Origin of the sequence: Martinezella lusitana (genome assembly GCF_016901135.1) — a bacterium.
GTDB classification, from domain to species: Bacteria; Pseudomonadota; Alphaproteobacteria; order Rhizobiales; family Rhizobiaceae; genus Rhizobium; species Rhizobium lusitanum_D.
The window spans coordinates 301,817-315,340 of sequence record NZ_JAFEVL010000010.1 but is presented as its reverse complement, the minus strand read 5'-3'; the positions used below and the strand labels follow the sequence as shown (position 1 = coordinate 315,340).

General features: G+C 59.8%; 15 protein-coding genes. 11 read left to right on the top strand and 4 right to left on the bottom strand.

Annotated features, from left to right (window positions below; genetic code table 11):
• Positions 1-11: 11 nt before the first annotated feature.
• The gene (gene sppA, locus JTP94_RS04495; protein WP_204849342.1) at positions 12-968 is read right to left on the bottom strand and encodes a signal peptide peptidase SppA; all 957 of its coding nucleotides are present in this window, start codon (positions 966-968) and stop codon (positions 12-14) included.
• A 326-nt stretch (positions 969-1,294) separates the two neighbouring features.
• Between sppA and lptC the strand changes: the two genes are divergently transcribed.
• The 6 genes from lptC to ptsN all read left to right on the top strand — a co-directional run bounded on the left by lptC (position 1,295) and on the right by ptsN (position 6,597).
• Complete coding sequence (gene lptC / locus JTP94_RS04490) at positions 1,295-1,981, top strand: LPS export ABC transporter periplasmic protein LptC (protein WP_204849341.1); 687 nt, start codon at positions 1,295-1,297, stop codon at positions 1,979-1,981.
• On the top strand, positions 1,978-2,640 hold the full coding sequence (locus tag JTP94_RS04485; protein WP_204849340.1) for an LptA/OstA family protein: 663 nt from the start codon (positions 1,978-1,980) through the stop codon (positions 2,638-2,640). The genes lptC and JTP94_RS04485 overlap by 4 nt, the downstream gene beginning before the upstream one ends.
• A 32-nt stretch (positions 2,641-2,672) precedes the next feature.
• Positions 2,673-3,464 carry an LPS export ABC transporter ATP-binding protein gene (gene lptB, locus JTP94_RS04480; RefSeq protein WP_271025574.1) on the top strand — a complete coding sequence of 264 codons (792 nt, stop codon included), beginning with the start codon at positions 2,673-2,675 and terminating at the stop codon, positions 3,462-3,464.
• A 195-nt stretch (positions 3,465-3,659) separates the two neighbouring features.
• Complete coding sequence (gene rpoN, locus JTP94_RS04475) at positions 3,660-5,219, top strand: RNA polymerase factor sigma-54 (RefSeq protein ID WP_204849339.1); 1,560 nt, start codon at positions 3,660-3,662, stop codon at positions 5,217-5,219.
• A 249-nt stretch (positions 5,220-5,468) separates the two neighbouring features.
• Entirely contained in the window at positions 5,469-6,044 is a 576-nt protein-coding gene (gene hpf / locus JTP94_RS04470; protein WP_204849338.1) for a ribosome hibernation-promoting factor, HPF/YfiA family, read from the top strand.
• Positions 6,045-6,132: 88 nt separating this feature from the next.
• The gene (gene ptsN / locus JTP94_RS04465; RefSeq protein ID WP_034513964.1) at positions 6,133-6,597 is read left to right on the top strand and encodes a PTS IIA-like nitrogen regulatory protein PtsN; all 465 of its coding nucleotides are present in this window, start codon (positions 6,133-6,135) and stop codon (positions 6,595-6,597) included.
• Positions 6,598-6,684: 87 nt separating this feature from the next.
• Here ptsN and grpE read toward each other — a convergent pair whose 3' ends face one another.
• Positions 6,685-7,323 (bottom strand): nucleotide exchange factor GrpE, encoded by a 639-nt coding sequence (gene grpE, locus JTP94_RS04460; protein WP_204849337.1) that lies wholly within the window; start codon positions 7,321-7,323, stop codon positions 6,685-6,687.
• 214 nt (positions 7,324-7,537) lie between these two features.
• Here grpE and JTP94_RS04455 point away from each other — a divergent pair, with 214 nt between their 5' ends.
• On the top strand, positions 7,538-7,972 hold the full coding sequence (locus JTP94_RS04455; RefSeq protein ID WP_204849336.1) for a GFA family protein: 435 nt from the start codon (positions 7,538-7,540) through the stop codon (positions 7,970-7,972).
• A 9-nt stretch (positions 7,973-7,981) separates the two neighbouring features.
• Here JTP94_RS04455 and hrcA read toward each other — a convergent pair whose 3' ends face one another.
• Positions 7,982-9,070, bottom strand: a complete 1,089-nt coding sequence (hrcA, locus tag JTP94_RS04450; RefSeq protein ID WP_204849335.1) for a heat-inducible transcriptional repressor HrcA — start codon at positions 9,068-9,070, stop codon at positions 7,982-7,984.
• Positions 9,071-9,242: 172 nt separating this feature from the next.
• Here hrcA and rph point away from each other — a divergent pair, with 172 nt between their 5' ends.
• The 4 genes from rph to hemW are packed head-to-tail and all read left to right on the top strand — an operon-like array spanning position 9,243 to position 12,256.
• Positions 9,243-9,959: a ribonuclease PH gene (gene rph / locus JTP94_RS04445; protein WP_034488965.1), complete on the top strand. Its 717-nt coding sequence runs from the start codon at positions 9,243-9,245 to the stop codon at positions 9,957-9,959.
• A 12-nt stretch (positions 9,960-9,971) separates the two neighbouring features.
• Complete coding sequence (locus JTP94_RS04440; protein WP_204849334.1) at positions 9,972-10,388, top strand: VOC family protein; 417 nt, start codon at positions 9,972-9,974, stop codon at positions 10,386-10,388.
• A gap of 11 nt (positions 10,389-10,399) precedes the next feature.
• Positions 10,400-11,044 (top strand): RdgB/HAM1 family non-canonical purine NTP pyrophosphatase, encoded by a 645-nt coding sequence (rdgB, locus tag JTP94_RS04435; protein ID WP_204849333.1) that lies wholly within the window; start codon positions 10,400-10,402, stop codon positions 11,042-11,044.
• A gap of 36 nt (positions 11,045-11,080) precedes the next feature.
• On the top strand, positions 11,081-12,256 hold the full coding sequence (gene hemW, locus JTP94_RS04430) for a radical SAM family heme chaperone HemW (protein WP_204849561.1): 1,176 nt from the start codon (positions 11,081-11,083) through the stop codon (positions 12,254-12,256).
• A 223-nt stretch (positions 12,257-12,479) separates the two neighbouring features.
• Here the strand turns inward: hemW and JTP94_RS04425 are convergent, their stop codons facing one another.
• Positions 12,480-13,409: a DMT family transporter gene (locus JTP94_RS04425; protein ID WP_204849332.1), complete on the bottom strand. Its 930-nt coding sequence runs from the start codon at positions 13,407-13,409 to the stop codon at positions 12,480-12,482.
• Positions 13,410-13,524: the final 115 nt, after the last annotated feature.

Here is a 13,524-nt window from a genome sequence, read left to right as displayed (position 1 = left end):
TCATTGATTTATCAATTGGCTGCACCCTGCCAAAGAGAAAGCAGGCCGTCAAGAAACAACTTCTCGGTCATGATTTTCTGGAGGCCTTCTCCCTTCATAAAATCAGCATAACCGAGCCGATTTAGCAACCAGGAAGCGGCCCCCGGCCAAAAGAAGGTTGAGCTTTTGTCTTCCGCCTTCCAATCGACGATCGGTAGGTCCTTGTTGACCTTGCGCGTCTCAAGATAGGCGCGGATCTCGTCTTCGCCGCCAAGCGTATCGATGAGCTTGTTCTGAAGCGCCTGACGGCCGGTGAAGATGCTGCCGTCGGCAAGCTTCAACACCTCTTCGCGCGGCAATTTGCGACGATCCGCCACGAGATCGACGAACCAGCCGTAGCTGTCCATGACCATGTTGCGGATCATGTTCTTGGCGTCTTCGCTGGCCGGGTGGAAGGGCGACGGTTCGGCCTTCAGCGGCGCCGACTTGATTTCATCGAGCGAAACGCCGACCTTGTCGAGCAGATCCTTGACCTGCGGATACTGGAAAATGACGCCGATCGACCCCGTGATCGAGGTATCGCCGGCAACAATATCATCGCCGGCGGTGGCGATCATATAGCCCGCGGACGCCGCAACGGTGCGGATGTCTGAGACAACGGGCTTCTTGGCGGAGACGGCGCGGATCGCCTTGAAGATGCGTTCGCCGCCATAGGTGGTGCCGCCGGTCGACGAGATCGACACGATCAACGCCTTGACCTGGTTGTTGTCGCGGATCTTCTTCAGTCGCTCCAGAAGTTCGGGATCGTCCTGAATGAGCCCGGAAATCGTGACGCGGGCGACCTGGGGGCCGCGCGTGTCGGGCAGGTCACCCGCGACGAAACGATAAAGCGCAAAGCCAAGGCCAACGAGGAGCAAAACAGCGATAATACGCCAAAAACCAAGCTTGCGACGCAATTGTCGCCGGTCCGCAATTGCAGAACTGTCCATGACGCTTTATTTCTCCCTGTCACAAACCGAATGCGCTACGAACCGGATGCATAATACCTTGAAACAGGCACAATCCTTAGCAAAGAGCGATCCCGTTTTTCGATGTCGTCGACGCAACGGCGCTCCGATGCTTCATCAGATAGGACATCGCCTGATCGGATGAAACCAGCAAATGGCATATTTTTCTGCCAAAATTCATTGGCTGCAGAAAAAAATCCATATTGGCAAGCCACTGCAATAATGCGAAACGATCCGATAGGCCTTTTGGCACAGTCTGTGCGTGACGTGAATGCCGTTCTCCGGATCAGAAAAGACGGACCTGTTGCATGCTCAATACGATCGAGACCTCCGGCCACGCAATCCACACAGCGCCGGACCGAAACGCGTATAAAATCGCCACTTTTCACTCCGCACGTGTGAAGAGGCTGCGGATACTGCTGCCTTTGGCCGCTTTCATCGTCTCGCTCATCTTCATCGCCGTCTCCGTCGTCCGCGCCTATCTGCCGGCCGACATCCAGATCGAGGGCGCCAAGATCGAAGACGGCAAGGTCGTCATGGAGCGTCCCGCCATCGCCGGCCGCAACAAGGACGGCATCAATTACTCCCTGCTTGCGGAAAAGGCGCTGCAAGATATCAGGAATCCGAACATGATCACGCTGAAGACGATCAAGGCATCGATGCCTGTTAATACCGACGTGATCGCGCATGTGACGGCCCAGAGCGCCGATTTCGATCGCCAGGCCGACACGCTGAAACTGACCGAGCCTTTCGTCGTTCAGATGGACAACGGCTTGCGCGCCGAATTCAAGACCGCTTTCCTGGATGTGAAGAAAGGCGACCTGTCCAGCCAGGATCAGGTTGCAATCCAGCGAGGTGGCATGTCGGTTGTTGCGCGTTCGCTCAAGATGACGGATAAGGGGAGCGTAATCGAATTCGACGGGCAGGTTCAAATGCGTATCGAACCGTCCGCACTCCACAACACAGCTAGCGAACAGAAGCCGGGCGGTTCATGATAAACGATTGGACACATTCAATTTTCAACTCCGGCCTGCGTAAGGCAGGACTTTTTTGTGCGTTCAGCGCGCTCGCCTTTTTCTCAGCGGCGGAAGCAGGCGCGCAGGCAACGACAAGCAACATGCCGGGGCTTGCGCTTTCCAAGGATCAGCCGATCCAGATCGAAAGCGACAAGCTGGAAATCCATGACGCGGAAAGCCAGGCCGTGTTCACCGGCAACGTCAAGGTGGTCCAGGGGACCACGACGATGCAGGCCGGGAAGATGACCGTCTTCTACAAGAAGAAGCAGCCCGCTGATGCCAATGCCAAGCCGGCGGACGACAATCCGGTCGCCAAGGCGGCCAAGGAGCAGAACCAGTCGCTCGTATCGGGTGACGCCAACATCGACCACATTCTGGTCACCGACAAGGTCTACCTCGTTTCCGGTACACAGACGGCGACAGCAGACGACGGCTCGTTCGACATGGCCAACCAGCTTGCCATCCTCAAGGGCAAGAAGGTGGTGCTGACCGACGGACCGAACGTTTTCACCGGTTGTCAGCTCACCGTGCACATGGCGACGGGCGAAGCGCAGCTGGATGCTTGTGGGGGCCGCGTCCAGATCCAGCTCGATCCCAAGTCGCAGCAAGTGCAGCAACAACAGCAAAAGAAGAACTGATACTGGCCCCCGTGACGACATCGACCACTTCCATCTTGCCCGGCACGACCGGGCCTTCCCCCACGGCATCGGGCGTACCGGCCGCGGACAAGGCGCGTTATCAGGGTACCCTGATTGCGCGCGGCCTCACCAAGACCTACCGCACCCGGCGCGTCGTCAACGGCGTCTCGCTGGTGGTGCGGCGTGGTGAGGCGGTCGGCCTGCTCGGGCCTAACGGCGCGGGCAAGACCACCTGTTTCTACATGATCACCGGGCTCGTGCCGGTCGACGAAGGCACGATCGAGATCGATGGCAACAATGTCACCTCGATGCCGATGTATCGCCGCGCTCGGCTCGGGGTCGGCTATCTGCCGCAGGAAGCCTCGATCTTCCGTGGCCTGACGGTGGAGGAGAACATCCGCGCCGTGCTCGAGGTCCACGAAAAGGACAAGGCGAAGCGGGAGCACAAGATTGACGAATTGCTGGAGGAGTTCCACATTCGCAATCTGCGCACAGTGCCGGCGATAGCACTTTCGGGTGGCGAGCGGCGTCGCCTGGAAATAGCGCGCGCACTGGCAACCGACCCGACTTTCATGCTTCTCGACGAGCCCTTCGCCGGCGTCGACCCGATCTCGGTCGCCGACATCCAGAACCTCGTGCATCACCTGACGGCGCGCGGCATCGGCGTGTTGATCACCGACCACAATGTTCGTGAAACGCTCGGCCTGATCGATCGCGCCTATATCATCCATGCAGGTGAAGTCCTGACCCATGGCAGGGCGAACGACATCGTCAGCAATCCGGAAGTACGAAAGCTGTATCTCGGCGACAATTTCAGCCTTTGACAGGCTGAAATTCAACCGGAGTGCACGTCAATATTATTGGAAGCTGGCGCGCTCCGGAAATTTACCTTCGCTTCACAGTTCCACTTGACCAAATCCAATAAAAAAGCAATTTTTGGGCCAGTTGGGATTTCGCGAAGATTTTATTAACGGAAAACGCGAATTCCCGAGGAGATCAAGGGGAGTCCCGCGTCCGCCATGGCACTATCGGCCAATCTTTTCCTGCGCCAAAGCCAAAGCCTGGTGATGACACCGCAACTGATGCAATCCATCCAGTTGCTGCAGATGACCCATCTTGAACTGACTCAGTTTATCGCGCAGGAAGTCGAGAAGAATCCGCTGCTTGAATTTGCGTCAAATGACGAGGATATAGGCAGCAATGGCGATCGCGAGACCAAGGACGAGCGCTTCGAAACCGTGGAGGAAACCCACGGCGACGATGATTTCGACCGCAACCCCGGTGATCTGGCGAGCGACTGGTACGAGAGCGACAATACCGGCAATGCGGACCGGCTGAACAACGAGCTCGACACCAATTTCAGCAACGTCTTTCCCGACGACGGAAGTCCACAGCGCGCCGACGTGCCGGAACTGCTGAGCCAATGGAAATCCATGCCCGGCAGCGAAGCTGGCGAGAGCTACGATCTTGACGATTTCGTCGCCGGCCAGGTGTCGCTGCGCGATCATCTGAACGAACAAATCCCCTTTTCGCTTCCGGCCGTGGGCGACCGGCTGATCGCGCAGTACCTTGTCGACCAGCTCGACGATGCCGGTTATCTGCATGCCGACCCGAAGGAAACGTCGGAGCGTCTCGGCGCCGCCCCTCAGGATGTGGAGCGCGTGCTGGATATCCTGCAGCAGCTGGACCCCCCGGGGGTCTTCGCCCGCTCTCTCAGCGAATGTCTGGCGATCCAGCTTCGGCAGAGGGATCGCTTCGATCCGGCCATGGAGCGGCTGATCCAGAATCTCGAGCTTCTCGCCCGACGCGACTTTGCAACGCTGAAGCGGCTCTGCGGTGTCGACGAGGAAGACCTGCTCGACATGATGACGGAGATCCGCCAGCTCAACCCGAAACCCGGCAGCTGCTTCGAGACCGGCATATCCGAGGCGATCATGCCCGATATCGTGGTGCGCCCAGCCGCAGACGGCAGCTGGCTGGTGGAGCTCAACCCCGATACGCTTCCGCGCGTGCTGGTGAGCCAATCCTATTTTGCCTGCGTCTCCAAAACCAGCCAGGACCACGCCTTTCTGTCGGAATGCCTGCAGAATGCCAATTGGCTGACCCGCAGCCTGGACCAGCGTGCCAAGACGATCATGAAGGTGGCGAGCGAAATCGTGCGGCAGCAGGACGCTTTCCTGGTGCACGGCGTCGACCATCTGCGGCCGCTCAATCTGAAAACCGTGGCAGACGCCATCAAGATGCATGAATCGACTGTCAGCCGCGTGACCTCGAACAAATACATTCTGACGCCACGCGGACTGTTCGAGCTCAAATATTTCTTCACGGTTTCGATCAGCGCCGTCGAAGGCGGCGATAGCCATTCCGCCGAAGCGGTGCGTCACAAAATCCGCCTGCTGATCTCGAGTGAGAGCTCCGAGGCGGTTCTGTCCGATGATGATATCGTCGATACGCTGAAGAAGGGCGGCATCGAGTTGGCTCGCCGTACGGTTGCAAAATACCGCGAGGCAATGAACATCCCTTCGTCTGTGCAGCGGCGGCGGGAGAAGCGCGCCATCGCAAAAGTCGCCAGCTTCTGACCGTTGTCGGCATTCAACCACAGACTGCGGATCTCCTAACAGTCCGTTAAGATGCAGTTGACTTTCAGATGCGGCGGGGCTAGAAGCCCGCCGCAATCGCTGCAGGACAGCACGACCATGAACTTATCCCCATCATCCCGAAGGCGGCCGATATACGCAATTTGTCTTTGACCGCGTGAAGTGCTTGGATGAGCTTGAGGCTTGGCGTAAACTGGTACGCGCAATAACCACTACAAGAAGGGAAACTCCATGAGTGTGCGTGTCTCCGGTAAACATATGGAAATTGGTGACTCCTTCCGCCAGCGGATTGAGGACCAGATCGGTATGGCCGTGACGAAATACTTCGACGGGGGGTATTCGGGTCAGGTAACGGTGCATAAGTCCAGTTCCCGCTTCGCGGCCGATTGCAAGCTCCATCTCGACAGCGGTGTGGTGCTGCATGCTGCCGGCGAAGCCATGGACCCGCAGCTGGCGTTCGACGCAGCGTCCGCGCGCATCGAGAAACGTCTGCGCCGTTACAAACGCAAGCTCAAGGACCACCAGGCCAGCAGCCACCCGAACGGACATGCCGAAGTCGCCTACACTGTCATGGATGGCATGTCTGATGACGATGAGGAAATCCCAGCCGATTTCGCGCCGGCGATCGTCGCCGAAAGCACGAAACAGCTAAAGACCATGTCGGTGGCGACCGCCGTGATGGCGCTCGACATGACCGACGAACCGTTGCTGCTCTTCCGCAGTCCCGGCAAGCAACATCTGAACATCGTCTACCGTCGTCAAGACGGTAACATTGGCTGGATCGACGCGGCCAATATCAAAGGCTGAGAATAGAAGATGAGCGGCGGCTCCGTGCAAGATAAGCCGACCGCCGCTCCCCCGTTATCGGTTCTCGGCGACACGAAGGATAAAGAGAATGGCATTGGCAGATTTGCTACACCAAGATGCGATCATCCCCGCCTTGAGGGCAAATTCCAAAAAACAACTGCTTCAGGAGCTGGCAGCCAAAGCCTCCAAACTGACCGGACTCCCCGAACGAGAGATTTTCGACGTGGTGCTACAGCGCGAGCGCCTGGGCTCTACCGGCGTCGGCAACGGCATCGCCATCCCGCACGGCAAGCTTGCCAGCATCAAATCCATCGCAGGCATTTTCGCACGCCTCGACGCACCAGTCGATTTTGAGGCGCTGGACGACCAGCCCGTCGACCTCGTCTTCCTGCTGCTCGCGCCAGAAGGCGCAGGCGCTGATCATCTCAAGGCGCTCTCACGCATCGCCCGCGTTTTGCGAGACCAGGACCTGGTCGCCAAGCTGCGCGCCACGGAATCCGCTTCGGCGATCTATGCATTCCTCAACGAGGAACAGGCATCCAACGCCGCCTGACGGCCTGAATCATATCGGATCAAGGCAAAAATAAGAGCCGGATGATTGTGCATCATCCGGCTCTTATTTTTTGTTATCGCGTGAAGATCAGGCGTCTTTTTCGTCCAGCGGGCTGTTGGCACCCTCTGCATTCTCGACGATCTTCGGGCCGCCCTTGGCGACGCCGACCATGGCCGGACGCAGAACGCGCTCGCCGATGACGAAGCCGGCCTGCACGACCTGCACGACCGTATTGTTCGGCACCTCTGAATTCGGCACCTCGAACATCGCCTGATGGAAATTGGGGTCGAACTTCTGCCCGATCGGCTCGATCTGGCGCACGCCATGGCGCTCCAGTGCCGAGAGCATGGCACGCTCGGTCAGCTCGACGCCGTCGATCAGCGTCTGCAGGCCGGCATCGGCGCTGGCACGCGCTTCGGCCGGAATGGCATCCAGCGTGCGGCGCAGATTGTCCGCCACCGCGAGCATGTCACGGGCGAAGCCCGCTACGGAATAGGACTTTGCGTCCTTCACCTCTCGCTCGGTGCGGCGGCGAAGATTGTCCATCTCGGCGGCGAGCCGAAGGTAGCGGTCACGCAGTTCGCCGTTTTCGGCCTTCAGCAGCTCAACCGGGTCTGGCTGAGACGGCTCGGTCGCATCAACGCTTTCCGCTGCATCTTGAGCGAAATCCGCTGATGTGTCGGCCGCCGTGGCGTCAGGTCCGGTTTTCGTTGTTTCGTCGGTCATGACGGTCTCCGAATTGCTTTGTCTTTTGGATGTGCCCGATATCGAGGTTTAGCCGGAAAAAATCAAGGCTTTGTCGAGAAGATCAGCCAATTCGTGGCATTCCGACTGCCGCAAGATACTGGCCGATCAAAGACGCTGGTTGCGACTTGGCTATCCAGGCCCTTTCTCCGGTGGTATGGTTAAGCGTATCTCAACACGGCGCAAGGTGAGATCAATGTCCAGCGGCAAATCCCTTTCAGGCAAATGTTTCTGCGGCGCGGTCGAGATCGCAGTCGACGGCGAGCCTATCGCGATGGGCTATTGCCACTGCGACTCCTGCCGAGAGTGGTCGGCGGGACCAGTCAACGCCTTCTCGCTCTGGCCGCCGGAAGCCGTTCACGTTACCAAGGGTGCGGACCGTATCGGCAGCTACCAGAAGACCGAAAAGAGCGTGCGCAAATGGTGCACGGTCTGTGGCGGCCATCTCTTGACCGAGCACCCTCCATGGGGCGTCACCGATGTCTACGCCGCCGTCCTTCCCGACCTCGACTTTCAACCGGCACTTCACGTCAATTACGAAACGACGGTGCTGCACCTGAGAGATGGGTTGCCGAAGGAGAAGGATTTTCCGGCGGAAATGGGCGGATCGGGAACGCTGCTTCCCGACTAGGCGCTTCTTTCAGATCCCCGGCCGGGACAGCCTCGAAATCAGTTGCGCGGTATAATCCACCATGGGCACGATGCGTGCGTAGTTCAGCCGCGTCGGACCGATGACGCCGACTGCTCCGACGATACGATCGTCCTCGTCGCGATAGGGCGCGACGATGAGCGAGGAGCCGGACAGCGAAAAGAGCTTGTTTTCCGAGCCGATGAAGATACGCACCCCCGGCCCGCTTTCGGCAAGGTTGAGGATCTCGATGAGACTGTCCTTCTTTTCAAGGTCATCAAATAGCAGCCGCAGCCGGTCCAGATCCTCGGCGCCGCCGACGTCGGCCAGCAGATTGGCGTGGCCACGCACGATGAGTTGCGTCGGCTTGCCTTCGGCGTCGTCACCCGACAGCACCGCAATTCCGCGCTCGACCAGCTCATGCGACAGGCTGTCCAGCTCCTGACGAACGCTATCCTTCAGACTTTGCACACGCCGGCGGAATTCCGGAAGGGTCTGGCCGGCCATATGAGCATTGAGGAAATTGGCGGCTTCCGTCAGCTGCGACGAGGTGATGCCGGCCGGCAGTTCGATGATGCGGTTTTCGACCTGGTCATGATCGCCGACAAGCACGGCAAGCGCCTTGGTCGGTTCCAGGCGGATGAATTCCACATGCTTCAGCACGGGATCGCTTTTCGCGGTAATGACCAGGCCGGCGCCGCGCGAAATCCCAGACAGCATGCGGCTCGCCTCGGACATAACAGATTCCATCGGCTGGTCGCGATTGCTGCCGCGCACCTGCCGATCGATGTTGGCGCGGTCCTCGGCGGAGAGGTCGCCGACCTGCATGAAGGCATCGACAAAGAAGCGCAGGCCGATCTGGGTCGGCAACCGGCCGGCGCTGATATGCGGCGAATAGATGAGGCCAAGCTCTTCCAGGTCGCTCATGACATTGCGCACCGAAGCTGGCGACAAGGACATGGGCAGCAGGCGCGAAAGATTACGCGAACCGAGCGGCTCGCCATTTTCGAGATAGCCTTCGACGATGCGGCGAAAGATTTCCTTGGAGCGTTCGTCAAGCGCAGCAATGACATCCGAAATCGACGATGTCGTAAATCCCATTTTGCTGCCAAATCCGTTCCATTGAGCCTTAGCGAAAATATAATCATTCAGTTAGCAATCGCGAAAGGGAAAAATGCGGTCACCGCCGCAGCAGGGCTTTTAAGCCTGCTTTTCCTTTGCAAAAGCCGCCTCTGGGTCGTAGAAGCGGTCAACGAAGTTTCAGGAGAGTGGAATGCGGCCTTCAGGCAGAAAAACCGACCAGATGCGCAAGGTGTCGTTCGAGCGTAATTTTTCCAAGCATGCGGAAGGCTCATGCCTGGTCAAGTTCGGCGATACGCATGTGCTCTGCACGGCGAGCCTGGAAGAAAAGACGCCGCCATGGCTGCGCAACAGCGGCAAGGGTTGGGTCACCGCCGAGTACGGCATGCTGCCGCGCGCGACCGGCGAGCGCATGAAGCGCGAAGCTGCCGCCGGCAAGCAGGGTGGCCGCACGCAGGAAATCCAGCGCCTCATCGGCCGCTCGCTGCGCGCCGTCGTCGACCTGAAGGAGCTCGGCGAACGTCAGATCACCGTCGACTGCGACGTCATCCAGGCCGATGGCGGCACGCGGACAGCATCGATCACCGGTGGGTGGATCGCGCTCTACGACTGCCTGAAGTGGATGGAAAGCCGCAACATGATCAAGGTCGACCGCGTGCTGAAAGATCACATCGCGGCGATCTCCTGCGGCATCTTCGCCAGCCAGCCGGTGATCGACCTCGATTATCTCGAAGACTCCTCGGCAGAAACCGACGCCAACTTCGTCATGACCGGTAAAGGTGGGATCGTCGAGATCCAGGGAACGGCTGAGGGTGCCCCCTTCAGCGAAGAGGAATTCGCCACGCTCCTGGGTCTTGCCAAGAACGGCATTGCCGAACTGGTGGATCTGCAGAAGCAGGCGATCGCCTGAGGATATCTGGCAATGGCGGACGCGGCCCTCGGAAGCATCTTGGAAACGGCTCTCTATGCCGATGATCTCGATGCGGTCGAGGCTTTCTATGGCGGCATTCTCGGGCTCGAGAAGATCGCTCGTGGCGGCAACCGCCATGTCTTTTATCGCTGTGGGCCGGGTGTGCTGTTGATCTTCAATCCGACCGAGACGATGAAGCAGCCAGAACCAGGCTCCCTTCCCGTGCCGCCGCATGGCACGACGGGCCATGGTCACATCTGCTTCCGGCTCAGTGGCAACGATATCGAGGCAATGGCTGAGAAGCTGAAAGCCGCCGGCATTGGCATCGAAGCCGATTTTCACTGGCCGAACGGCGGCCGCTCGATCTATTTCCGCGATCCGGCCGGTAACAGCCTGGAATGCGCCGAACCCCGTATCTGGGGCTTATGACGGGACAAGACATGCGCAAACTCGATACCAAGACCATCGTCGTCGCCAGCCATAATGCCGGCAAGATCCGCGAAATCGAGGATCTGATCGGCCCCTTCGGCTTTACCGCCAAATCGGCCACCGACCTCAACTTCATCGAACCGGACGAAACCGGCACGACGTTCGAGGAAAATGCCGCGATCAAGGCACTGGCCTCGGCGCAGGCATCAGGCCTGCCGGCGCTGTCTGACGACTCCGGCCTGGTGATCGACGCGCTCGGTGGCGATCCGGGCGTCTACACGGCCAACTGGGCTGAAACAGCTGATGGCACGCGCGACTTCGCAATGGCGATGCAGAAGGTCGAAACCGCGCTGGAAAAAGCCGGCGCCACCTCGCCTGAACGCCGCTCGGCTCGTTTCGTCAGCGTACTTTGCCTTGCCTGGCCGGACGGACATACCGAACTTTTCCGCGGCGAAGTCGAAGGCACCGTCGTCTGGCCGCCGCGCGGCACCCAGGGCTTTGGATATGATCCGATATTCCAGCCCAAGGGATATGAGACGACCTTCGGCGAGATGAGCGCCGACGAGAAGCATGGCTGGAAGCCTGGCGATCCGCAGGCCTTGTCGCATCGCGCACGGGCCTTCAAGGTCTTTGTCGAAACTTGTCTGGAGGCGTAAGCTTACTTCGTGGAAATCGTGGATTCGCAACAGCTGATGCGCGGGGCGCACTTACCTCCCGATACCGGTGAACCCGGTTTCGGCGTCTATGTGCATTGGCCTTTTTGCGCGGCCAAGTGTCCCTATTGCGATTTCAACAGCCATGTCCGTCACCAGCCTGTTGACCAGGAGCGTTTCGCTGCCGCCTTTCTGAAAGAGATGGCATCGATGCGGATGATCAGCGGCCCGAAAACGGTGACCAGCATCTTCCTCGGCGGCGGCACGCCTTCGCTGATGAAGCCGGAGACCGTCGGCGCGATCCTCGACGGCATCGCCCGGACCTGGCACGTGCCTGACGGCATCGAGATCACCATGGAGGCCAATCCGTCTAGCGTCGAGGCCGAACGCTTCCGCGGCTATCGCGCCGCTGGCGTCAATCGCGTGTCGATGGGCGTGCAGGCGCTGAACGACCGCGACCTGAAATTCCTGGGCCGCCTGCACGACGTCGCCGACGCGCTGAAGGCGATCAAGCTGGCGCGCGATATCTTCCCGCGCATGTCCTTCGACCTCATCTATGCCCGCCCGAACCAAACAGTCGAGGAATGGGAACGCGAGCTGAAGGAGGCGATTTCCTATGCCGTCGACCATCTCTCGCTCTATCAATTGACCATCGAGGAAGGCACGCCCTTCTACGGCCTCCACAAGGCCGGTAAATTGATCGTGCCCGACGGCGACCAGTCGGCGCTGCTCTACGAGGCAACGCAGGAGATCACCGAGCGCGAGGGCATGCCGGCCTACGAGGTCTCCAACCACGCGCGTCCCGGCGCCGAAAGCCGGCACAATCTCACCTACTGGCGCTATGGCGACTATGCCGGGATCGGTCCCGGCGCCCATGGCCGGCTGACGCGTGGCCCGCAAAAGCTTGCAACAGCCACCGAGCGGAAGCCGGAGAGCTGGCTTGAGATGGTCGAGCGCGACGGCCACGGCATGGTCGACCAGGAAATGCTCGGCTTCGACGAGCAGGCCGACGAATTGCTGCTGATGGGTCTGCGCCTGAAGGAGGGTGTCGACCTCGCCCGCTGGCAGGAACTCTCCGGCCGGGATCCAGATCCGCAGCGCGAGGCCTTCCTGCTGGAGCACGGCTTCATCGAGCGGCTGGGCAATTCCCGCCTGCGCTGCACGCCGACGGGAATGCTGCTTCTCGATTCCGTCGTTGCCGATCTGGCCTGTTAGTCACCTCCCTCGAGGGTAGGGCAATTGCATATGGGGCATGCCAGTGCCGCAAGCTCCTTCTCCCCTCGGGGAGAAGGTGGCCCGTAGGGTCGGATGAGGGGGATAACCGCTTTGAATCCATCGGCTTTTGTGCTCCTGGCACCCCCCTCATCCGCCTTCTGAGCTTGTCGAAGGGCGGCTCCTTCTCCCCGAGGGGAGAAGGAGGGGGTGCGCGGCAACGATCTCATCTCATATGCGCTTCCCTTCCCCTCCAGGGGAGGGTAAACAGCCGTCCGTCGATCGCCGCAAGGCCGAGCGCGATCATCGCCATGCCGATGAAGTGCTTCGGCTGCAAGTCCTCGCCGAGAATCAGCGCGCCGAGCAGGATGGCGCTGACAGGGATGAGGAAGGTCACCAGCATCAAGTTCGTGGCGCCTGCGGTCGCGAGAATGCGGAAGAACAGCACATAGGCAATGGCCGTCGACAGGATGGCGAGGCCCGCGAGCGCCAGCCAGGTTTCGGTCGATGGCATCGCGAGCGTCCAGGGGCGGTCGACGAAAAGCGCGATCGGCAACAACAGGACGGTCGAGGCGGTGACCTGACCGGCGGCGGGGATGATGGGCGCCAGGCCCATGCGGCGGAAGCGGCGTCCGAATATGCCGGCGAGGGAATAGGTAAAGGCGGCTCCCAATACGGCGAGCTGCGCCAGCACATTCGAGCCGAGGCTTGCGAGCACCGACGGGCCGATCATCAGGGCCACGCCGGCAAAGCCGACGATGACGCCGACCAGGCGATTGCGGGTCATCTTCTCATCCGACGTCAGAAAATGCGCGACCACGACGCCGAAAAGCGGTGTCGTCGCGTTGAGGATCGAGGCAAGGCCGCTGGCAATATGCGTCTGGCCCCAGACGATCAGCAGGAAGGGAATGACATTGTTGAGGAAGCCCATGCCGAAGAAGGCAAGCCAGGCCTGGCGATCGCGTGGCATGGAATGCCCGGTCGTGCGCACGATGACATGCAGAGCAATGGCAGCAAGCGCGACACGCGCCGTCACGATGGTAAAGGGCGGCAGTTCATGGACCAGAATGCCGTTGAACAGGAAGGAGCCGCCCCAGAGGACGGATAGTCCCACCAGCATGCCCCACTCGACTGCGCCCATGGATTTCTGCGGCATGACGATAGCCCCCGGTATTTCACTCGATTGAGTTCAGCTTTTCGATGGCCGGAATCTCGTACTGTTGCCAACCATCATAATTGCTGAAATAATCTCGCGATATTGGGCCTCTGGC

Excerpts from the sequence above, each read along its gene's own strand:
- hemW (WP_204849561.1), top strand. The coding sequence starts at position 11,081 with ATGCGCGGGGCGCACTTACCTCCCGATACCGGTGAACCCGGTTTCGGC.
- ptsN (WP_034513964.1), top strand. The coding sequence starts at position 6,133 with ATGGCATTGGCAGATTTGCTACACCAAGATGCGATCATCCCCGCCTTG.
- hrcA (WP_204849335.1), bottom strand. The coding sequence starts at position 9,070 with ATGGGATTTACGACATCGTCGATTTCGGATGTCATTGCTGCGCTTGAC.
- sppA (WP_204849342.1), bottom strand. The coding sequence starts at position 968 with ATGGACAGTTCTGCAATTGCGGACCGGCGACAATTGCGTCGCAAGCTT.
- rph (WP_034488965.1), top strand. The coding sequence starts at position 9,243 with ATGCGGCCTTCAGGCAGAAAAACCGACCAGATGCGCAAGGTGTCGTTC.
- rdgB (WP_204849333.1), top strand. The coding sequence starts at position 10,400 with ATGCGCAAACTCGATACCAAGACCATCGTCGTCGCCAGCCATAATGCC.
- JTP94_RS04455 (WP_204849336.1), top strand. The coding sequence starts at position 7,538 with ATGTCCAGCGGCAAATCCCTTTCAGGCAAATGTTTCTGCGGCGCGGTC.
- hpf (WP_204849338.1), top strand. The coding sequence starts at position 5,469 with ATGAGTGTGCGTGTCTCCGGTAAACATATGGAAATTGGTGACTCCTTC.
- grpE (WP_204849337.1), bottom strand. The coding sequence starts at position 7,323 with ATGACCGACGAAACAACGAAAACCGGACCTGACGCCACGGCGGCCGAC.
- rpoN (WP_204849339.1), top strand. The coding sequence starts at position 3,660 with ATGGCACTATCGGCCAATCTTTTCCTGCGCCAAAGCCAAAGCCTGGTG.
- JTP94_RS04485 (WP_204849340.1), top strand. The coding sequence starts at position 1,978 with ATGATAAACGATTGGACACATTCAATTTTCAACTCCGGCCTGCGTAAG.
- JTP94_RS04440 (WP_204849334.1), top strand. The coding sequence starts at position 9,972 with ATGGCGGACGCGGCCCTCGGAAGCATCTTGGAAACGGCTCTCTATGCC.
- JTP94_RS04425 (WP_204849332.1), bottom strand. The coding sequence starts at position 13,409 with ATGCCGCAGAAATCCATGGGCGCAGTCGAGTGGGGCATGCTGGTGGGA.
- lptC (WP_204849341.1), top strand. The coding sequence starts at position 1,295 with ATGCTCAATACGATCGAGACCTCCGGCCACGCAATCCACACAGCGCCG.